Source organism: Vogesella alkaliphila (genome assembly GCF_014652475.1).
Classification (GTDB): domain Bacteria; phylum Pseudomonadota; class Gammaproteobacteria; order Burkholderiales; family Chromobacteriaceae; genus Vogesella; species Vogesella alkaliphila.
The window spans coordinates 25,435-45,954 of the sequence record NZ_BMYW01000011.1; the positions used below are offsets into that span (position 1 = coordinate 25,435).

General features: G+C 66.7%; 20 protein-coding genes. 13 read left to right on the plus strand and 7 right to left on the minus strand.

Features of this window, described 5'->3' with window-relative positions; genetic code table 11:
• Positions 1–157 precede the first annotated feature (157 nt).
• The 10 genes from ald (at position 158) to IE100_RS14125 (ending at position 10,741) form a co-directional block, all read left to right on the plus strand.
• Positions 158–1,282, plus strand: coding sequence for an alanine dehydrogenase (gene ald / locus IE100_RS14080; protein WP_189374993.1), 1,125 nt, complete (start codon positions 158–160; stop codon positions 1,280–1,282).
• A gap of 17 nt (positions 1,283–1,299) precedes the next feature.
• Positions 1,300–2,052, plus strand: a complete 753-nt coding sequence (locus tag IE100_RS14085) for a gamma-glutamyl-gamma-aminobutyrate hydrolase family protein (protein ID WP_189374994.1) — start codon at positions 1,300–1,302, stop codon at positions 2,050–2,052.
• A 51-nt stretch (positions 2,053–2,103) separates the two neighbouring features.
• Positions 2,104–3,438 carry a glutamine synthetase family protein gene (locus IE100_RS14090; RefSeq protein WP_189374995.1) on the plus strand — a complete coding sequence of 445 codons (1,335 nt, stop codon included), beginning with the start codon at positions 2,104–2,106 and terminating at the stop codon, positions 3,436–3,438.
• A gap of 55 nt (positions 3,439–3,493) precedes the next feature.
• Positions 3,494–4,873, plus strand: coding sequence for an aspartate aminotransferase family protein (locus tag IE100_RS14095; RefSeq protein WP_189374996.1), 1,380 nt, complete (start codon positions 3,494–3,496; stop codon positions 4,871–4,873).
• 215 nt (positions 4,874–5,088) lie between these two features.
• Complete coding sequence (motB, locus tag IE100_RS14100; protein ID WP_189374997.1) at positions 5,089–5,985, plus strand: flagellar motor protein MotB; 897 nt, start codon at positions 5,089–5,091, stop codon at positions 5,983–5,985.
• A complete protein-coding gene (locus IE100_RS14105) occupies positions 5,982–6,731 on the plus strand; it encodes a class I SAM-dependent methyltransferase (RefSeq protein ID WP_189374998.1) in 750 nt (249 codons plus the stop codon). Before motB ends, IE100_RS14105 begins: the two co-directional genes overlap by 4 nt.
• On the plus strand, positions 6,718–8,046 hold the full coding sequence (locus IE100_RS14110; protein WP_189374999.1) for a histidine kinase: 1,329 nt from the start codon (positions 6,718–6,720) through the stop codon (positions 8,044–8,046). The genes IE100_RS14105 and IE100_RS14110 overlap by 14 nt, the downstream gene beginning before the upstream one ends.
• 2 nt (positions 8,047–8,048) lie before the next feature.
• Positions 8,049–8,852: a TrmH family RNA methyltransferase gene (locus IE100_RS14115; RefSeq protein WP_189375000.1), complete on the plus strand. Its 804-nt coding sequence runs from the start codon at positions 8,049–8,051 to the stop codon at positions 8,850–8,852.
• A 97-nt stretch (positions 8,853–8,949) separates the two neighbouring features.
• Positions 8,950–9,681, plus strand: coding sequence for a pseudouridine synthase (locus tag IE100_RS14120; RefSeq protein WP_189375001.1), 732 nt, complete (start codon positions 8,950–8,952; stop codon positions 9,679–9,681).
• A gap of 70 nt (positions 9,682–9,751) precedes the next feature.
• On the plus strand, positions 9,752–10,741 hold the full coding sequence (locus tag IE100_RS14125; protein WP_189375002.1) for a hypothetical protein: 990 nt from the start codon (positions 9,752–9,754) through the stop codon (positions 10,739–10,741).
• Between the two features lie 107 nt (positions 10,742–10,848).
• Here the strand turns inward: IE100_RS14125 and IE100_RS14130 are convergent, their stop codons facing one another.
• Both IE100_RS14130 and IE100_RS14135 read right to left on the minus strand, forming a co-directional pair.
• Positions 10,849–11,313, minus strand: a complete 465-nt coding sequence (locus IE100_RS14130) for a GNAT family N-acetyltransferase (protein WP_189375003.1) — start codon at positions 11,311–11,313, stop codon at positions 10,849–10,851.
• Positions 11,306–12,520 carry an alkaline phosphatase family protein gene (locus tag IE100_RS14135; RefSeq protein ID WP_189375004.1) on the minus strand — a complete coding sequence of 405 codons (1,215 nt, stop codon included), beginning with the start codon at positions 12,518–12,520 and terminating at the stop codon, positions 11,306–11,308. The genes IE100_RS14130 and IE100_RS14135 overlap by 8 nt, the downstream gene beginning before the upstream one ends.
• A 67-nt stretch (positions 12,521–12,587) precedes the next feature.
• Here IE100_RS14135 and IE100_RS14140 point away from each other — a divergent pair, with 67 nt between their 5' ends.
• Positions 12,588–12,935, plus strand: coding sequence for a YkgJ family cysteine cluster protein (locus IE100_RS14140; protein WP_189375005.1), 348 nt, complete (start codon positions 12,588–12,590; stop codon positions 12,933–12,935).
• A 1-nt stretch (position 12,936) separates the two neighbouring features.
• On the opposite strand, the gene IE100_RS14145 is transcribed toward IE100_RS14140, so the two are convergent.
• The 4 genes from IE100_RS14145 to IE100_RS14160 all read right to left on the minus strand — a co-directional run bounded on the left by IE100_RS14145 (position 12,937) and on the right by IE100_RS14160 (position 17,709).
• Positions 12,937–14,007 (minus strand): DUF1513 domain-containing protein, encoded by a 1,071-nt coding sequence (locus IE100_RS14145; protein WP_189375006.1) that lies wholly within the window; start codon positions 14,005–14,007, stop codon positions 12,937–12,939.
• Positions 13,997–15,028, minus strand: a complete 1,032-nt coding sequence (locus IE100_RS14150) for an imelysin family protein (protein ID WP_189375007.1) — start codon at positions 15,026–15,028, stop codon at positions 13,997–13,999. The genes IE100_RS14145 and IE100_RS14150 overlap by 11 nt, the downstream gene beginning before the upstream one ends.
• A gap of 46 nt (positions 15,029–15,074) precedes the next feature.
• Complete coding sequence (locus IE100_RS14155; protein WP_189375008.1) at positions 15,075–16,487, minus strand: di-heme oxidoreductase family protein; 1,413 nt, start codon at positions 16,485–16,487, stop codon at positions 15,075–15,077.
• Positions 16,488–16,560: 73 nt separating this feature from the next.
• A complete protein-coding gene (locus IE100_RS14160; RefSeq protein ID WP_189375009.1) occupies positions 16,561–17,709 on the minus strand; it encodes an imelysin family protein in 1,149 nt (382 codons plus the stop codon).
• Positions 17,710–17,894: 185 nt separating this feature from the next.
• Between IE100_RS14160 and IE100_RS14165 the strand changes: the two genes are divergently transcribed.
• Both IE100_RS14165 and IE100_RS14170 read left to right on the plus strand, forming a co-directional pair.
• Positions 17,895–18,245, plus strand: coding sequence for a hypothetical protein (locus IE100_RS14165; RefSeq protein ID WP_189375010.1), 351 nt, complete (start codon positions 17,895–17,897; stop codon positions 18,243–18,245).
• A gap of 219 nt (positions 18,246–18,464) precedes the next feature.
• Positions 18,465–19,592, plus strand: coding sequence for an HD-GYP domain-containing protein (locus tag IE100_RS14170; RefSeq protein ID WP_189375011.1), 1,128 nt, complete (start codon positions 18,465–18,467; stop codon positions 19,590–19,592).
• A 259-nt stretch (positions 19,593–19,851) separates the two neighbouring features.
• On the opposite strand, the gene IE100_RS14175 is transcribed toward IE100_RS14170, so the two are convergent.
• Positions 19,852–20,433, minus strand: a complete 582-nt coding sequence (locus tag IE100_RS14175; protein WP_189375012.1) for an HD domain-containing protein — start codon at positions 20,431–20,433, stop codon at positions 19,852–19,854.
• Positions 20,434–20,520 lie beyond the last annotated feature (87 nt).

A 20,520-nucleotide genomic window follows, 5' to 3' on the forward strand; every position in this document is an offset into this window, starting at 1 on the left:
TGACCACTTTAAGCCCGTCTGTTGCGCCGCAATAACGAAATTTCTTTGCAACCCGTGCATTTTATAGTCAAAATCAGTGTGTGAATGCAAGTTTGTTGTATATTTTTTTAAACAACTGTGGCTCGAAGCTTCACGACATCACCCAAAGGAGAGTGCTATGTTAATCGGCGTTCCGAAGGAGATCAAAAATCATGAGTACCGTGTCGGCCTGACGCCGTCCGGTGCACGTGAACTGGTGGCTCATGGCCACAAGGTGCTGGTGCAAAGTCAGGCCGGGCTCGGCATCGGCTTTGCCGACGAGCAGTACCTGCAGGCCGGGGCCACCATCGTGTCGCGGCCGGAAGAAATCTTTGCCAGAGCCGAGATGATCATCAAGGTCAAGGAGCCGCAGCCGGCCGAGTGCCGCATGTTGCGCCCGGGGCAGCTGCTGTTCACCTATCTGCATCTGGCGCCGGATCCGGAACAGACGCAGTTGTTGCTGGAGTCCGGTGCCGTGGCCATCGCCTACGAGACGGTGACCGACGAGCGTGGCGGCCTGCCGCTCTTGGCGCCGATGTCGGAAGTGGCCGGCCGCATGGCGGTACAGGCCGGCGCCCACGCGCTGGAAAAGGCGCAGGGTGGCCGCGGCGTGCTGCTCGGCGGCGTGCCCGGTGTGGCGCCGGCTCGGGTGGTGGTGCTGGGCGGCGGGGTGGTCGGCCTCAATGCGGCGCGGATGGCGCTGGGACTGGGCGCCGACGTGACCCTGCTGGACAAGTCGCTGGCGCGGCTGAAAGAGATCGACATGCTGTTCGGCAGCGGCATCAAGACGCTGATGTCCAACAGCAGCAATATAGAGGAAGCGGTGCGCGACGCGGACCTGATCATCGGCGCGGTGCTGGTGCCGGGCGCGGCGGCGCCGAAACTGCTCAACCGCGCGATGCTGAAGCAGCTACGCGCAGGGGCGGTGCTGGTGGATGTCGCCATCGACCAGGGCGGCTGCTTTGAAACCAGCCGGCCGACCACGCACCAGCACCCGACCTATATCGTTGACGGCATCGTGCACTACTGCGTTGCCAACATGCCCGGTGGTGTCGCCAGAACCGCCACCATGGCGCTGACCAATGCCACGCTGCCGTACGCACTGGAGCTGGCGGACAAAGGTTGGCCGCAGGCCCTGCAGGACAACGCGCACCTGCGTCACGGCCTGAACATCTGTTGTGGCAAAGTGACCCATGCGGCGGTGGCGCGCGATCTCGGTTACGACTACGTCGATCCGCTGACCGCGCTGAAAGCGGCGCTATAAAACCAACCGAGGTAACCATGCAAGCGATTATCGGCATTCCCTGCGATGTCAAAACCATAGGCCTGTTTCCCTTCCACGCGGTGGGTGAGAAGTACATCACCGCGGCGGTGGGGGCGGCCGGCGGCGTGGCCGTGCTGATCCCGTCGCTGGGTGACGCGGCGCAGCTGGACACGATCATCAATCTGGTGGACGGCATCCTGTTGCCGGGTTCGCCGTCCAATATCGAGCCGCACCACTACCAGGGCGTGCCCAGCCGCCCCGGCACCCTGCACGACAAGGCGCGCGATGCCACCACGCTGCCGCTGGTGCGGCGGGTGATCGACGCCGGTATCCCGCTTCTGGGCATCTGCCGCGGCTTTCAGGAGATCAACGTGGTGCTGGGGGGCGAGCTGCACCAGCATGTGCAGGAGCAGCCGGGACTGAATGACCACCGCGAGCCGCAGACCGAGGATCTGGACCTGATGTACGGCCCGGCGCACAGCGTGCAGTTCACCGCCGGCAGCTGGCTGCAGCACTGGCTAGGTCGCGACGGCGCCCGGGTCAACTCCATCCATCAGCAGGGCATCAAGCGGCTGGCCGACGGCCTGATCGCCGAGGCGGTGGCCGAGGACGGGCTGATCGAGGCCTACCGCGTCGGCAGTGCCAGCAACTTTGCCTATGCCGTGCAGTGGCATCCAGAATGGAAGTACTGGGAGAACGACGTGTCCCAGGCAATTTTCGAGGCTTTCGGTGCAGCTTGCCGGGAGCGCCGTATGCGTCGCAACCAATAGACGTACTCGGCAAAACCGCCGGCAAGACCGGTAAAAAAGAGGAAATGCATCATGAATCACCAATTGTTTGAATGGCTGCGCGACAACCGCATCACCGAGATGGAATGTATCGTTCCGGACATGACCGGCGTCGCCCGCGGCAAGATCGTCCCGAAAGACAAGTTTGTTTCCGACCAGGAAATGCGCCTGCCGGAAGCCGTGCTGATCCAGACCGTCACCGGCGACTATCCCGACGACAGCATGCTGGACCTGACCGACCCGGACATGGTGCTGATGCCGGACCCGAACACCCTGCGTTTCGTGCCGTGGGCCACCGATCCGACCGCGCAGCTGATCTACGATGCGCTGCGTCCGGATGGCTCGATGGTGGAAGTCGCCCCGCGCAACGTGCTCAAGCGCGTGCTGGCGTTGTATGAGGCCCAAGGTTGGGAGCCGGTGGTGGCACCGGAGATGGAGTTCTACCTGCTGTCGCCCAACCCTGATCCTGATATTCCACTGGCGCCGCCTATCGGCCGTACCGGCCGTGCCGAATTCGGCCGCCGCTCCTACGCCATCGACGCGGTCAACGAGTTCGACCCGCTGTTCGAGGACATCTACGACTACTGCCACGCGCAGAATCTGGAAGTCGACACGCTGATTCACGAAATCGGCACCGCGCAGATGGAAATCAACTTCATGCACGGCAATGCGCTGGACCTGTGCGACCAGGTGTTCCTGTTCAAGCGTACCGTGCGCGAGGCCGCCTTCCGTCACGGCATGTACGCCACCTTCATGGCCAAGCCGATGGAAGCGGAGCCGGGCAGCGCGATGCACATCCACCAGAGCGTGCTGAACAAGCACACCGGCAAGAACCTGTTCTCCGGTGAGGACGGCAAGCCGACCGAGCACTTCTTCCACTTCATCGGCGGTCTGCAGCACTACCTGCCGGAGTGCATGCCGTTCTTCGCGCCGTACGTGAACTCCTTCCGTCGCCTGTCGCCGTACACCGCGGCACCGACCAACGTGGAGTGGGGCTACGACAACCGTACCGTCGGCCTGCGCGTGCCGCACTCGTCGCCGGCCGCGCGCCGCGTGGAAAACAGGGTGCCGGGCGTGGACGTGAACCCGTACATCGCCATGGCCGCCACCCTGGCCTGCGGCTACCTCGGCATGATGAACAAGATCAAGCCGCGCGACCCGCTGGCCAGCGACGCCTACGAGCTGCCGTTCCAGTTCCCGCACGGCACCGAGGAGGCACTGGTGCGTCTCAAGGCCTGCAGCGACGTGGCCGAGGTGATGGGGCCGCGCTTCGTCGAGATGTATGTCGGCATGAAGGAAAAGGAATTCGCCGAATACTTCCGCGTCATCAGCCCGTGGGAACGCAAGTTCCTGCTGTTGCACGTGTAATAGAGTAGTACGCGGGAGGCGCAGACCTCCCGCCGTTCAAACCAGGAGAGATTTGATGAAGCATCAGCGCAGCACCGCCCAATGGCGGGAAATGGACGCCGCACACCACCTGCACCCGTTTACCGACACCGCCTCCCTGAACGAGCAGGGTGTGCGCATGATCACCCATGCGGACGGCATCTACCTGTGGGATAGCGAAGGCAACAAGATTCTCGACGGCATGGCCGGCCTGTGGTGCGTGAACATCGGCTACGGCCGCAAGGACCTGCCGGAAGTCGCCAAGCGCCAGATGGAAGAGCTGGCTTATTACAATACCTTCTTCAAGACCTCGCACCCGGCGGTGGTCGAGCTGTCGCACCTGCTGGCGGAAGTGGCGCCCAAGGGATTCGACCACGTGTTCTACACCAACTCCGGCTCCGAGTCGGTGGACACCATGATCCGCATGGTGCGCCGCTACTGGGATGTGAAGGGCAAGCCGGAGAAGAAAACGCTGATCGGGCGCTGGAACGGCTACCACGGCTCCACCATCGGCGGCGCGAGCCTGGGCGGCATGAGCTACATGCACGAGCAAGGCGACCTGCCGATTCCGGGCATCGTGCACGTGCAGCAGCCGTGGCACTACAAGTACGGCAAGGGCATGAGCGCCGACGAGTTCGGCAAGCTTGCCGCCAGCTGGGTCGAGGACAAGATTCTGGAAGTGGGCGCCGACAAGGTGGCCGCCTTCGTCGGCGAGCCGATCCAGGGCGCCGGCGGCGTGATCATCCCGCCAGCCACGTACTGGCCGGAAGTGGAGCGCATCTGCCGCAAGTACGACATCCTGCTGGTCGCCGACGAGGTGATCTGCGGTTTCGGCCGTACCGGCCACTGGTTCGGGCATCAGCAATTCGGCTTCACCCCAGACATCTTCACCACCGCCAAGGGCCTGTCGTCCGGCTACATGCCGATCGGCGCCGTGTTCGTCAACAACGAGGTGGCGGCAACGTTGGCCGCAGGCGGCGATTTCAACCACGGCTTTACCTACTCCGGTCACCCGGTGGCGGCGGCGGTGGCCCACGCCAACGTCAAGGCGCTGCGCGACGAGGGCATCGTCGCCGCCGTGCACGAGGACACCGGCCCGTACATGCAGAAACGCTGGCGCGAGGCGTTCTCCCGCTTCGAGCATGTCGACGACGTGCGCGGTGTCGGCCTGATCCAGGCGTTCACCCTGGTCAAGGACAAGGCCAGCCAGACGCTGTTCGACAACTGGGGCGAGATCGGCCTAATGTGCCGCGACATCTTCTTCAAGCACGGCCTGATCATGCGTGCCTGCGGCGACCACATTGTGTCGGCACCGCCGCTGATCATCAGCAAGGACCAGATCGACGAGCTGATCGCCACCGCGGTCAAGTGCATGGAAATCTTCGAGCAGCAGCTGAAGGAACGCGGCCTGGCCTGAGCCTGAGCGCCGCGACGAAGCGGCATTTACGAGCAGCAAAGCGGGTTTGATTATACAATCGACCCGCTTTTTTCATTGCCGGACGGCTAGCGCGCCGCCGCTGGCCATGCCAGTGACGTGACTGCGCGGCTGGCAAGCACCGGCGGCTTTGGTTATGCTGATACGGCATGCTGCTTTCCTGATACTCCAGACTCAAAACGAGGCCACGGCTGACAATGGCTGACGAATCGCAACGCCCCATCATCGTAAAACGCATCAAGAAAGGCCACGGCGGCCACCACGGCGGCGCCTGGAAGATCGCCTACGCCGACTTCGTGACCGCGATGATGGCGTTTTTCCTGCTGATGTGGCTGCTGGGCTCGACCTCGGCCGGCGCGCTCAGCGGTATTTCCCAGTACTTCCAGATGCCGCTGAAGCTCGCGCTGCAGGGCGGCGAGGGGGCCGGCGACGCCACTGCGGTGGTGCCCGGCGGCGGCACCGACCTGACCCGGCAGTCCGGCCAGGTCAAACGCGGCAACCCGGACCCGAGCAGCGGGCAGAAGCGGGCGGAGCTGAGCAAGCTGCAGCAGCGCATCCAGCAAAAGCTGCAGCAGAAGATGGAACAGAGCGCGGTGCTGAAGTCGTTCAAGGATCAGGTCAGGCTGGAGATGACGCCGGAAGGGCTGCGCATCCAGCTGATCGACGAGCAGAACCGGCCGATGTTCCAGTCCGGCGGCGCGGTGCCGATGGAGCACACGCGGGTGCTGCTGCAGGAAATCGGCCGCGAGCTGAACGAGGTGACCAACAAGATCAGCATCTCCGGCCATACCGACGCCACCCGTTTTGCCGGGGCGGCCACCGGCTATACCAACTGGGAGCTGTCGGCCGACCGGGCCAACGCCGCGCGTCGCGAGCTGATCGGCGGCGGCATGCTGGATGAAAAAGTATTGCGCGTGGTCGGGCTGGCGTCGGCAGACCCGCTGAACAAGCAGAACGTGTTCAGCTCGGAAAACCGCCGTATCGCCATTGTGATCCTGAACGAGGAAACCGAGAGCCAGATTCGTGGCCAGGGACCGGTCGCGGAAGCGGTGCCGGCGGCACCTGTGGTTGCAGGGACGCCGGCAGCGCCATGAGGCTGAGCGCCTTGCTGCGTCATGCTGGCATCCAGCTGCTGGCGGTGCTGCTGGCCTGGGTGTTCTGGGCGCCGCTGGCCACGCCGCTGCCCTGGCTCGCGGCGCAGTGCCTGCTGGCGCTGCTGCTGGCCAGCGTGCTGCGTTGCTCCATGCCGCAGCGCCTGCTGCACCTGCTGTTCATGCCGCTGGTGGTGCTGGCGCTGTGGCAGCAATGGGCGCCGTGGCTGTACCTGTGCGGTTTTGTGCTGCTGTTTGCGCTCAGCCGCAACGCGCTGACCGAGCGGGTGCCCTTGTACCTGTCGTCGCAGGAAAGCATAGACACGCTGGCGCACTGGCTGCCGCCGGGGGCGGCGGTGCTGGATCTGGGTAGCGGCGACGGCCGGGTAGTGTTGCAGCTGGCGCGGCAGCGTGCCGACCTGCAATTGTGCGGCGTGGAGAACGCGCTGCTGCCGTGGCTGTGGTCGCGCTGGCGTTACCTGTGTGCCGGACGGCCGGCCAATGTGCGGCTGCATTACGGCAATTTCTGGGATCTGGACTGGTCACGTTTCGACGTGATCCATGCCTTCCTGTCGCCGGCGCCGATGGCGCGGGTGTGGGCGCACTTCCGGCAGCATGCGGCCAACCATGCGCAGCTGGTGAGCAACAGCTTCGGGATCGCGGCGGTGCCGCCGCAGCAACGGCTGCCACTGAACGGGCCATTACAAAAAGAACTCCTCATCTGGCGACACAATCATGGACATCGCTAACTGGTTGTCATCCCTGTCGGAAAACCGCTGGCCCATCCTGCCTGCCACCGCGGTCGAGGTGCGGCAGATGCTGTCGCGACCCAGTGACCGCATCGTGTTCTCCGAGCTGGCCAACCTGACCCTGTCCGATCCCTTCCTGCTGCTGGACCTGATGCGGCTGGTCGGCGCGTCACGCGCACTGCAGCGCAGCGAAGCGCATCCCACCGTCGAGCAGATGCTGATGATGCTGGGACTGGAGGTGATCACCGCGCGCTATCGCCAGATTCCGGCGCTCTCCACGGTGCACGGCAAGCTGGACCAGGAAGTGGTCGACGCGGTCGGCGACTGGCTGGGGCGTTCGCGGGTCGCCGCCTTCATCATCAAGGAGTGGCTGGCAATCACCGGCGAGTACAAGGTCGAGGACTGCTTCATCGCCGCGCTGGTGTACAACCTGCCTGCCTGCCTGTACCTGATCTACCGCAACCGCCTGCCGGGCGGGCCGCTGCTGCACGAGGTGGCGGACGTGTTCGCGCTGGACTACCCCAAGATCGTCGAGCAGTTCATCCAGCGCATGCCGCTGCCGTCCGGCCTGCTCGATACCCTCGGCACCGGGCCGGTCAACCGCCGCAAGCAACTTCTGAAGCTGGCGATTGCCACCGCCAATTCGGTGGACCAGGGCTGGTGGCGGCCGCAGTGGAATATCGGCATCGAGGCCGCGGCCAAGCTGATCGGCTGCCGGGTCGACGACGCGCAGCAGGTGGTGCAGCAGGCGATCCTGCAGGTGGCGCACCACCCGCGCGCGCTGGGCTACACCTACCCGGCGCGGGCCTACCTGTACATTCCCGGCCCGTTTCCGCAGCACAACAAGCAGGACGAGGTCGCCACCCTGACCGGCGAGCAGCAGCTGGAAAAGGCGCTGCTGGAGTCGCTGCGCCACCTCGCCAACGACATCCAGTTCGAGCGCATCATGTTCCTGCGTTACGACCAGCCCAGCCATTCGCTGAAGATGCGCTACCAGATCGGGCTGGAAGACAAGCACCCGCTGCGCAAGCACATCGTGGCGCTGGAGCCGGGCTCGTTCTTCGCGCTGCTCACCAGCCGGCCGCAGAGCTTCCACGCGCCGGCCGCGACGCGCGCGCAACTGGCGCGCAAATACCAGGACGAATTCTTCACCCATCTCGGCGAAGGCCACTTCGCCTGCATGTCGGTGTTCTCCGGTCACAAGCTGGCCGGTGTCTTCTTTGTTGACAACTATCGCAGCAACAAGGCGATCGACGACGACAGCTACCACCGCTTCAAGGAAACGGTGTTCCGCGTGTCGCAACTCACTTTCTAGGCATGACATTCCATAAAATCATTACCTCGGCCGCCAATGACGAGATGAAATCGCTGGCGCGGCTGCTGGACAACGCCCGCGAGCGGCGCAAGCAACAACTGCTGGTACTGGAGGGCTTGCACCTGCTGCAGGCCGCGCTGGATGCAGGGTTGCCGCTGCACGCGGTATACGTCAACGAGACGGCGCAGCAGCACCCGGAGTGGCTGGCGCTGCAGCGCCGCATCGACCGTGCCGTGCCGTGCAGCCTGGTCAGCACCGCGGTGCTGGCCAAGGTCACCGCGCTGGCGACGCCGGCAGAGGTGCTGGTGCTGTGCCCGCGGCCACAGGGCAGCGCCGCGCGGCAGGAGGCGGCGGTGCTGCTGGACGACGTGCAGGACCCGGGCAATATGGGCACCATCCTGCGCTGCGCCGCTGCGGCCAACGTGCGCCAGGTGTACCTGTCCAAGGGCTGCGTCGACGTCTATTCGCCCAAGGTGCTGCGCGCCGGCATGGGGGCCCACTTCGTGCTGCAGATCCACGAGCAGGCCGATCTCGCCGCCGAGCTGGCGCGCTGGCCCGGCCTCCGGCTGGCGACGCATCTGGAAGGCAGCGTGTCGCTGTACAGCGAAGACCTGCGCGGCGCGGTGGCCTTCGTGTTCGGCAACGAGGGCAAGGGCGTGTCGGCGCCGGTGCTGGCCGCCTGCGACCGCCGCGTGCGCATTCCGATGCCCGGCCACGCCGAATCGCTGAACGTGGCGATGGCGGCCACCGTCTGCCTGTTCGAGCGTGTGCGCCAGGGCGAGGCCGCGGCCCCCGGCGCCGCGTAATCAGCGCTTTGCCAATCGGGCGGCGCTCACTACAATACGCGGCCTGTTATTACACGCGCGGCGCCGCCCACGGCCTGACGCTACTCCGGAGTGAAGAATGGAACCCGTACGACTTTCAAAACGCATGGCTGAAATGGGGCTTTGTTCTCGCCGCGAGGCCGACAGCTATATCGAGCAGGGCTGGGTCAGGGTCAACGGCAGCGTGGCGGTGCTGGGGCAGAAGGTGGTGCCCGGCGACGACATCCAGCTCGACAAGAAAATGACCCAGGCGCAGGAACGTCGCGTCACCATCCTGATCAACAAGCCTATGGGCTACGTCTCCGGCCAGGCCGAGATGGGCTACCTGCCGGCGGCGGCGCTGATCACGCCGGATAACCACTGGGAAGAAGACAAGTCCGGGTTGCGCTTCTCGCGCGACCACATGAAGGGGCTGGCGCCGGCCGGCCGCCTCGACATCGACTCGGTCGGCCTGCTGGTGCTGACCCAGGACGGCCGCGTGGCCAAGGAGCTGATCGGCGAAAACTCCGACGTAGAAAAGGAGTACCTGGTGCGCGTCGAGGGCGAGCTGTCCGACGAGGGGCTGCGCCTGCTCAACCACGGCCTGTCGCTGGACGGCAAGGCGCTGATCCCGGCCAAGGTGTGGTGGCAGAACGAGGACCAGCTGCGCTTCATCCTGAAAGAGGGCAAGAAGCGCCAGATCCGCCGCATGTGCGAGGCCGTCGGCCTGCACGTGGTCGGCCTCAAGCGCATCCGCATCGGCAAGGTGATGCTGGGCGACCTGCCGACCGGCAAGTGGCGCTACCTGGCGGCGGACGAGCAGTTCTCCTGATTGCCGGTCATGCGGCCAACCTTGTCGGTCGCCATTTCAGGAACACGGTCACGATAAAGCGGGCAGGGCGATGAGCTTCTTTTTGCAGCGGTGGTTGGGCGGCGGCGGCCCCTGGGGGCGGCAGGACGTGGCACAGGCGGTGGAGCGGCTGATCGACGAGGTCGATCCCAGGGTGCGCTTGCTGCCGCGCAGCCAGCAGCAGCTGCAGCGCGGCGTGCGCGACACCCTGCGCTACGCTAGCGAGCTGATCGAGCACCTGCCGGCGCCGCTGGATCTCAGCCCCGCCGGCTACACCACCGACCGCCGCGTCGGCCTGCTGTTCGCGTCGCCGGAAAGCCTGTGTCGCGTGCTGCAGGGCAGCGAGGCGCTGCAGCAGTACTTCTCCCATCCTGCCAATCCCGACACCGCCTACCTGCTGCTGGTGATGCAGCCGCAGGCGCGCCAGCGCCTCGGCAGCCAGCTGCTGCCCGATGGCCAGGTGCAGAACGATGTGCCGCAGCAGGTGATCAGCTTCGAGCAGCACCGGGTGGTGGCGGCCTACGACAGCCTGAAAAACCTGCGGCAACTGGCCGGCATGGAGGCGTTCAACGCCCTGTGCCGTGACCTTGCGCGGCGGGTGGCGCTGTTCGATGCCCGTCGCCAGCAGCTGGAGGCCGAGCGTCAGCGGGTGCTGTTGCGGCTGGCGGCCGGCGGCCAGACGCTGATCAACGCCGACGCGCTGCGCGGCCGCGACGACGTCAAGGACGACGAGCTGCCGCGTCGCTTGCAGCAGCTGGATGCGGAGTTGGCGGTGATGGGCAAGCAGCTGTCGCTGCCGGGCAAGCTGGACTACCTGCGCCAGGTGCTGCGCCAGCCGCAGCAGTACTTCAAGGCCGGGCTGGAGTCGACATGGCTGGATCGCATGGGGGTGGTGACGCCGCCGGATCTCGGCGGGGCGCAGCTGGACTTCGGCCTGATGAAGCTGGGCGAGGCCGAGGACGACGTGCGCGAGCGGGTGGTGTTTCCCGGCAGCGTCACGCGCCGCGACCTGCAGCAGTGGCGAGAACGTTGGCCGCAATGAGGCGGCCAACGGTGGCCGTCAGACCGGTTCAGGGGCGCTGACAAAACCGCGCAGCGTACCTGGGCCAAGGCGGTGCAACGCAGGACCGGGGGTTTTGTTAGCGGCGCTTATTCCTGTGGCAGGGTGGCCTTGCCGTAGTGCAGGAACACCTCGTCGCGCACCCAGCCCTTGCTGTGGTACAGCTTTTGCGCGGCCTGGTTGTCGCGGGCGGTGGACAGCTCCAGCCGCACGAAGCCGTTGTCGCGGGCGTAACGTTCGATGTGGCCGAGCAGGCCGCTGGCAATGCCGCGCTGGCGGTCCTGCGGCCGGGTGAACAGGTCGTACAGCACGTAGATCGGCGCCGCCGCCAGCGAGCAGAACGACGGGTACAGCTGGCAGAAGCCGAGCACCTCGCCGTCGCTGTGTTCCGCCAGGAAGATCACCGATTCGTTCTTGGTCATGCGCGCCTGCAGGAAACGCCGCGCCAGCTCGCGGTCGCTGCTTTCGCCGTAGAACTGGCGGTACTCGTCAAACAGCACCGCCAGTGCGGTCAGGTCGTTGTGTCCGGCGCGGCGTATCGTCGGGTCACTCATCACTTGCTACTCCTTCTTTTCCGTCAATCACGATCAGCGGCACCATCATCTCGGCAGCAGACAGCCCGCCGTGGTTGCCCAGCAGCTTGGGCAGCGGGGCATCGGCCGGCGTATCCAGCAGCCCCCAGTCCTCTTTCAGCAGCAGCGCGTAGTCGCCGACGCGTGCGGCCAACCTTGGGTCGTTCACGTCGGCGCCGGGGCCGAACCAGGCCTCGTCCAGCAGCTGCGCCGCCGGCAGGCACCAGGCGGCGTGGCCGAGCAGGCGTGCGGCCAGCAGCGGGAAGTCCGCCAGCCGCTCCGGCTTGACGTGGCAGAACGCCACCCGCGGCTCGCCGGACAGCGGCTGGCGCAGGCAGTCGGCCAGCTCCGGGAAGTCGCGCAGCTGCAGCAGGCGCGGCGGCGGGATGTCCATCTGGCCGTGGTCGGCGCTGATGCACAGCACGGCATCGCGGCCGGCCAGCGCGGCGGCGAAGGCGGCGCAGTGCGCCTCGATGCGCTGCAACAGCTGGCGGCAACGCGGGTGCGTGGTGCCCTTGTGGTGCATGATCGAATCCAGGTCCGGGATGTAGGCGTAGACGAACTGCGGTGCGCTCGCCTCGCGCAGCAGCGTGTCCAGCTGGCGGAACAGGTCCTCGTACGACGCCCAGCCCTGGCGCGCGGCGCTGCCGCCGTGGTGCAGGCTGTAGGCGGAATTGAGAATGTAGTTCGGCTGCAGCATGATCTGGCGCCTCGGCCCGCCGAGCGCCGAGGGCGTGCGGTACACCGCGCGTGCCAGCGCGGCCGGGTCGTCCGGCGTGTGCTGGCCGCGATGGCGCACCGTCAGCGGCAGGGGCGTGACCACGGCGTCGACCTCCGGCGCGGCCAGGTGCCAGCCGGTGAGGGTGTGCACGCTGGGCGGCAAGCCGGTGAGGTAAGTGGTGATGGCGCTGGTGGTGGTGCTGGGGAAGACCGAGGTCAGCGCCAGCGTTTGCTGCCGCTGCAACCAGCCGCCGGGCGACAGCTCGGCCAGTTGCTGGCAGCCCATGCCGTCGATGACCAGCAGGATGATGGTTTGCGCCTGCTCCAGCCGTGCCAGCGACGGATGCTGCAGCAGCGGGCAGGGGCTGTGGCTGCCGTACAGGCGGGCGGCGAGATTGGCGATGCCGTGTTCCGGATGCGGGAACACCAGGCCGGCGGCACTCAGCTGTGGTCGGGTCGGTTGCGTCACTTGCGGCGATGGCCAGGTTGCGGTAATACCTGTACTTTTACCATTTTCACCGCATTCCAGATAGCTGATGGCTGCTTATCCTGTTTCCTGTACCCGCTGCGGCGCCTGTTGCGCCGCGTTCCGGGTGTCGTTTCACCGCTCCGAACTGGCCGGCCCCGAGCGTCGCGGTGTGCCGCCGGCGATGGCGGTGGTCGAGGTCGGCAACACCATGCGCATGTGCGGCACCGACGAGCACACCCTGCGCTGCGTCGCGCTGCAGGGCACCGTCGGCGAGTCGGTCAGCTGCAGCATCTACGCCGACCGGCCGTCGCCGTGCCGCGAATTCGGCGCGCTGGCCGATGTTGGCATCTACGAGCGCGCCTGCAACCGCGCCCGCGCGCGCCACGGCCTGCCGCCGCTGCCGGTGGACGACTGAGTCACAGCAGCACCAGATGGTTGTCCCACTTCACCGGGAAGCGCTGGCTGCGCGCGGCGACGATCTGCAACGCCCGGCTGTCTATCCACACGATGTCGCCCAGCTCGTTGCTGACGATGAAGTGGTGCCCGTCCGGTGTCGCGGCGATGCCGGCCGGCTTGCCCAGCGCCACCGCCCCCAGGAATTCGCCGGCGCCTGACCAGAACACCACCCGGTCGCCGCGGGTGGCGGTGCAGGCGATGTGCGTCGGCGTCGCCGCCACGCTGGCGGCGTAGCCGTTACAGCTTGCCGCCAGTTCCGGCGGCAGCGGCAGGTTGCGCAGCCCGCTGCGCTCGTGCCACAGGCTGACCAGCGGCGCGCTGCCTTCGCCCTCGTACTGCAGCGCCACCGCGTAGTGACCGTCGGCCACTGCCGCCAGATGGCGCAGCGACAGCTTGTTGTCCTGCAGGCGGAAGCTGGCCACGCTGCGGCCAACCTTGAGGTCGACGATGTCCAGGCTGGGCTGCATGCTGCGCACGTTGAGCTTGATGCGGCCGCTCTCCGGCAGCGTCAGGATGCCGCCGTTGGCGACCAGGATGCGGCCGCCTGGCAGCGGCAGCAGCTGGTGCGGGCCGATGCCGCCGGACGGCAGCTCGCGCAGCGGTGCCAGCGTCAGCGCGTCGCGCAGGGTCAGCAGGCCGTCGCCGCTGTCGATGTTGCTGTCGGTGGTGACCAGCACGCCGTCGGACAGCACGATGCCGTGGCCGAAGCCGTGGCGGTCGTCGGGGTAGTCGTACCAGGCCAGCGTCTCGCCGCGATGCCAGTCGAGGCGCGCGATGAAGCTGCCGGGGCGGCGCGCGAACACCAGGCACTCGTGCGGCCGGCCAGGCAGCAGCGCAATGTGGTGGCCGCGCTGCGGCAGGGTGGCGGCCGTGCCGAGGCCGGCGGCGCCGACGCGGTGCTCGTTGCGGCCAACGTCGTAGGCCGACAGCAGCTGCAGCGGTGTCTCGCCGGCCAGGCTGCACAGCGGCCACGCCAGCAGGCCGGCGGCCACGCCCTGCAGCAGGCGGCGGCGTTGCGGATCAGTCGCCATCGGATTCATTGAAGCTGAGGGTGATGTCCAGGCTGTCGGCGACCGGGCCTTCCAGCAGGGTCAGCAGCGCGGCCAGCGCCTGCACCGCCGTCTTTTCCTTGCCGCTGCGGCCAACCTGTGCCAGATCGTCCGGCAGCTGCGCCAGCCCCTTGCCCACCGCCGCCACCCGCTGGCGCAGCTGCTGCGCCAGCGCCGGCTGCCGGGCCTGTGCCAGCAATTGCGCCAGCGCGAAGTCCTTGTCCTTGCCGCCGATCAAGAGCTGTTGCAGCAGGTCGAACTGCGCCTGCAGCAGCCGCTTGCCGCTGTGGCTGCGCTGGCCGCTGACCAGCTCCGGCTTCTGGCTGGAAAGGCGCGACAGTTCCTTGTGCAGCTCGTTGTTGCCGGCCAGGGTCAGGTTGATGATCTCCTCCAGCGCCTGCTGGCTGGAGGGCAGGTCGTCGGCCGTTTCGCCGGCAGCGATGCGCGCGGCAAAACGCTGCCACTGGCGCTGCAGCTCGGCGCTGTGCTCGCCGATGTCGTCGGCGTTGCGTTGCAACCAGGCGCAGACACCGGGCGTGGCCAGGCTGGCGGCGGGGCGGTACAGCAGGTACTCGATGGCGGTGTAGCCCTTGGCCGCGGTGCCGGTGGTGTCGAAGACGTCGGCCTCCAGCGCGGCGCTGCGGCTGACCGCGCTGTCGACCAGCGCGGTGCGCGTCGGCTTGAAGGCGATGGTGCGCTGGCTGCGCAGCTGCGCCGTCGGTCCCCAGTTCAGCGCCGCGACGCGCATCCAGCTGCCGTAGGCCTGCTGCCACTGCTGGCGTACCGCCGCGAGGCCCGCGTCGTCCGGCCGGGCGCAGCTGTGCTGCAGCTGGCTGGCCAGCGCGCGGTTGGCGTCGGCCAGCTGCCGGTAGCGCGGCAGCAGGGTGTCGTTGAGTACGTACTGCACGTAGCGCGACGTCGCATCGCGCTGTGCGGCGGTGTCGGCGTGGGCTGCACCGGCGAGCAGCAGGGCCGACAGGGTCAGGACGGATTTCAGTTGCATGGTCGCTCCGCTGTTGCCGGCGCCGGGTATGGCGCCGGTGACAGGTTCAAAGGGATTCGAGGAAGCGCAGCAGGGCGGCGCGGTCGGTCTTGTTGACGGCCATGAAGCGCTGCTTGGCGGCCTCGGCCTCGCCTCCGTGCCACAGGATGGCTTCGCTGAGGTTGCGCGCGCGGCCGTCGTGCAGGTAGCGGGTGTGGCCGTTGACGTCGGCAAACAGCCCGATGCCCCACAGCGGCGGCGTTTTCCACTCCTGGCCATTGGCCAGCCCGTCGGGGCGGCCGTCGGCCAGGCCCGGGCCCATGTCGTGCAGCAGCAGGTCGGTGTAGGGGCTGATCTTCTGGCCGGACACTTCCGGCAGGCCGCGCAGCGGGCCGGTGGTGTAGCCGGCCACGTGGCAGCTGCTGCACTGTGCCTGGCTGAACAGCCACTTGCCGCGGCGCACCTCGGCGCTGTCGGCTTCGCGCTGCGCCGGCACCGCCAGCGTGCGGCTGTAGAAGATCACCGCGTCCAGCTTGTCCTGCGGGATTTCCGGCGTGCCGCCGCGCGCGGCCTGGCGGCAGTCGCGCTGCGCCGGCAGGCACTCTTCCTGCGGGAAGTGGCGCGAGGTGATGCCGATGTCGCCGTTGAAGGCGCCGGCCGTCTGGTGGGCGATGGTGGCGACGTTGGCCTTCCAGCCGAAGCGGCCGAGCAGTGTCTTGCCGGCGTAGGCGTCGGGCACGTAGTTGGCGCGGCCGGACACGCCAAGGTTGGCCGCAGCCTGCGCGCGGGCGTTGGCGAGGATGTCCTGCTCGCGGATCGCCTCCAGCAGACCGAGGCCTATCATCTGCGGCGCGATGCGCGGCGACACCTGCACTTGCGGGTGCAGCGGGCCGTAGCCCAGCTCGGTAAAGCGGTACTGCGGCTGCAGCAGCTCGAACGGCTCGCCGTCGGGGAAGCTGCCCGTTTGCGGCAGGTAGCTGATCTGCACCTTGCCTTCCGGCTTCACGCCGGGGATGGCGTCGTTGTTGAACTGGCCGCCGTAGTTCGGCTCCGGCTGCGGGCCGTTACGGCCGGGGATGGACAGGCGGAACAGCAACGCCATCGGTTGCTCGGCCTGCAGCTGGTTTTCGAATGTCGGCGGCGCGCCGCGGCCGTCCAGCGCGTGACAGGCACCGCAGGAGCGGGCGATGAAGTGCGGACCCAGCCCGTCACGGGCGGTGGTCGACGACGGCGCCTCGACCCAGGCCTTCTTGAAGAAGGAGTTGCCGACGAAGAAGCGCGTCTGCCGTTCCGACGCCATATTGGCGGCCGACAGCGAGAACGCGTTGCGGCCGGTCTCGTACACGGTGGTGTCGCCACCCAGCTTTTCATCGCCGTCGTGATAGGGCGCCAGCTCCGGCAGCGAGGTGAAGCCGACCAGCCCGCCGAGGATCAAGCCGGCGCCCAGCCACGAAGCCGGGCGCAGAAAAAGTTTTGTCATGGTGTGTTCCGAATAGGCAAAAACCCGCCCGGCGAGCCGGGCGGGGTGATGTCGATGGCCGACGGCAGGGGGCTTAGCCGTTGACGTTCAGCTTCTTGATGCCGATGGCCTTGGCGGCTTCCACCAGGCTCGCGGCCTGCTTCTTCAGTGCGGCGACGGTGGCCTGCACCCGGCTGCGGCCGTCCTTGTTGACGATTTCCTGGTCGAACGGCGCCTTGATCGCCTCGGCACGGGCCTGGGTGGCGGCCATGTCGGCGGTCACGCGCTCGGCGGCGCGGGCATTGCTGGCGGCGACCAGGTCGCGCAGGCTGGCGCCCTTGATCTGGCTGCCGTCCACGCGGGTGTACTCGCCCAGCCACACGTTCTGGATGCCGCGGGCGTTGGTGGCGATGTCGCGATGGGTGTTGTCGGAGAAGCAGGAGTGCTCGTCTTCCTGGTTGCGGCTGTCCAGCGCCACTTCGATGCGCTCGCCGGCCAGCTCCGCCCGCGACAGCACGCCGATGCCGACCAGCATCTGGCGCAGCGCGTCCGGTTTTTTCTCGAACTTGGCGCGGAAGTTGTTGCTGTTCGGCTGCCAGGCGGCAACCAGGTAGCCCAGGTCGTCGACCAGCAGCTCGGCGGCGGTCTTCAGATACTCGCGGCGGCGGTCGGCGTTGCTGCCCTGGCCGTCGACAAAGTCGGTGTAGCTGCGCTTGCCGGCGCCGTTGCTGTCGAAGTCCTGGCCCCACAGCAGGAATTCGATGGCGTGATAGCCGGTGGAAATGTTCTCTTCACCGCCGCGCTCGTTCAGCGAGCCGAGCAGCTTCTTGCTGATCACCACCTTGCGGTTGTTGATGATTCCGGCATTTTCCTTGCCTTTGACGCCATCGATATAGGCCTCGTCCAGCGGCCAGGCGTTGATCTGGCCTTCCGGGCCACGGGCGTCGTCGATCGGGCCGCCGTAGAAGCGGAAGGCTTCGGTCTGGCCGTACGGCTCGCGTGCGGCCAACCAGGCCTGGCGTGCCTGATTCAGGCCGGCTTCGCTCGGGGCGGCGACAAAGGCGTTGATCGCGTTCTGCAGTGCCTTGGCGGTGAGCAGCGAATCTTCGTAGCTGGCGAACACGATCTGGCTGTATTGCTGGACTACAGCCTCGCGCGCCTCGCGGCTGAGCTCGGCGGCCGAGGCGTGGGCAGGGGAGAGCAGGGCGCCGAGCAGGGCGGCCGCGAGCAGGGTTTTGCGCATGATGGAATCCGGCTGATTGATGGATGAAAAGCGAAGGGATCATGATAATCACTCGCAGTTATCGTGGTCAATCTAATCGAGAATCGTTCTTGATTTTGTGCCATTTTGTCATATTGCGCGGGCGTTCGCGCCGCGGGCGGGCTTCGTGGTATCCTTGCGCCCCTTTCAAATTACCCTGCCCTGGCATGCGAGACCCCTGCGACCACTACACCATGGACCTGATCGGCGGCAGTCGCGCCAAACCCGGGCGCAAGCCGCTGGGCGAACGCGCGATGACGGCTGCCGAGCGCAAGCGTCGTTCGCGCGAGTTGCGTCGCAACCGCCTGCAGGAACTGTCGGTGACGGTGGAGCTGTCGCGCGACGCGCAAAAGGCACTCGACAAGATGATCGAGTGGTGGGGTGTCAGCAAGAAAGAAGCGATCAACCGGGCGATGCTGATCGCCTGCCAGTCGCAGACCGGGCGCACCGGCATGCTGTTCGACCTTGATCCTGCCTTTTTGCTGACCGAACGTAGTAGCAAGCGCCGCCAGCGCTGAGCCGGCTTCGCCGTCCGCTTGTCGCGCAAGGTTGGCCGCAAGCCGCTATCCCTTTAAATCAGATCGAACCCGCAGCGGTGACGCCTGCCGCACATCTGCCCCGCCGCATCCATGACGTCGCTATATCGCGACAGCCCCCTCCCGTGCTTGACGCAGATCAAGCGAGTCATGCCATTTGGAATTAATAATGGCCGATTGTTTCAATAGGAGGTGGCTGCCATGGCACTCAAACAGCTCTCGCCCGCCGATGTGATGCTGGGCAAACCGCTGGAGCAGGCGGTGTACAACGCGGATGGCCATCTGCTGCTGAACAAGGGCTCGGTGCTGCGCGACCCCGGCGCCAAGCAGAAACTGCTGGCCATGGGCCACAAGGAAGTGGTGCCCGGTGCGGCGCCGGTGGCCCCGGCCCCGGCGGCGCCACGGGCGGAACAGCTGCGCGAGCCGGTGTTCGCGCTGGTGCAGCACGCGGCGGTGACGCTGAACGCGATGCTGGTCGACCAGCAGGCCGACGTCCACCGCGACCAGTTCATCGCCCGCATCCGCTCGCTGGCCGGTCGCCTGCAGGCCGCCTGCCTGCAGGACCCGGAAGCCGCCATCGCCGCCATCCACCTGTTTCACGAAGGCGAGTACGCGCTGCGCCACCACCTGTCGGTGGGGGTGGTCAGCGCGCTGCTGGCCGAGGCCGACGGTCGTCTGGACAAGGCGCAGCAGCATTCTCTGATCTGCGCCGCGCTCACCCACGACATCGGCATCTACAGTCTGGCCAACCACAGCGGTGGCCTGACCGAGGAAAAACGCCGCGAGATCAACCAGCACCCGATCACCAGCTGCGCCATCCTCAAGGACATCGGCGTCGACGACGAGCTGTGGCTGGAGGCGGTGCTGCAGCACCACGAGCGCCAGGACGGCAGCGGCTACCCGCTGTGCCTGTCCGACGGTGCCATCTCGCTGCACGGCAGCCTGCTGGCGGTGGCCGATGTCTACTGCGCGATGACGCGGCCACGGCCGTACCGGCCCAAGGCTTACTTCCCGATGGCGGCGATGCGCGATTTGTATGTCGGACAGAGCCAGCAGCTGGACAATGCGCTGATCCAGAAGCTGATCAAGGCGCTGGGACTGATCCCGCCCGGCACCATCGTCAAGCTGAAAAACGGCGAAATCGCGGTGGTGAAGAAGCGCAGCACCAATAACGCGCCGCAGGCGTTCTGCCTGTACAACCGCCAGGGCATGCCGATGGCGTCGCCGGACGCGCGCAATACCGCGCTGCCGGACTACGCCATCCAGGGGCGGGTCGACTACGACGACTGCCGCAATGTCGAGGCCGCGATGCGCCGCATCTGGGCCTGAGTGGATCCGCTTGTTGCGGCCAACGTTGGCCGCAACCCGAGCCGGCGACAGCAGGCGGCTCACAGACAGACAAGCCCGGCGCAGCTGCGCTGGGCTTGTCTGTTTTCGGATTGTGCCCGGAACCTGTTCAAAGTCTCGCGAACTAGAGCGAGACAAGGCAAAAACGGCTGAGGAAGCGGCGTTTATCCAGATTTAAACAAGCATTCCGAAGTCGTTCTTAACGCCGTACGCCTGCGCGCGGCAGACATTGAGCAGGTTTTCAGTCCGCGCCGAACCAGCCCTGTCGCTGCGCGTGCGCCAGTTGCTCGACCAGATAGTCCCACAGCGCCGGGCACCCGCTCTGGATCGGCGGGCCGATGCGCTGCACCACGCGTGCGTGGCTGATGCCGTTCTCGCGCCAGCTCTGGCCGTTGTTGGCCAGGTTCAGCAGTACCGGCATCGTGCGGTCGGCGGCGTGGGCAAAGCGCGCCTCGGCAGTCTCGCCGTCCTCGAATTCCTGCCACAGCGCCATGAAACGCTGTGCCTGCGCCGCCGGCAGCAGGCCGAAAATCCGCGTCACCGCCGCCAGCTCCGCCGCCTTGCGCTCTTCCCAGCCGTCCTCGGCGTAGACGATGGTGTCGCCGGTGTCGATCTCGCCGATGTCGTGCACCAGCAGCATCGCCACCACGTGGCTGATGTCGACCGCCTCCGCCGCGTACGGCGCCAGCGACGCCGCCAGCATCGCGATCTGCCAGCTGTGCTCGGCGGAGTTTTCCTGCCGCTCAAGCCCCAGCGGCCGCGTCTTGCGGGTGACGCCCTTCAGTTTGTCCAGTTCCAGAATGAAATCGATGATCTGCTGCATGGTGCTTTCCTCGTGAACAGCCAGCGATTCTAGCGCCACGCGTCGCTGCGGTCGAACCCCGGGGCGTGCGTCGACGGCAAGGCGGTC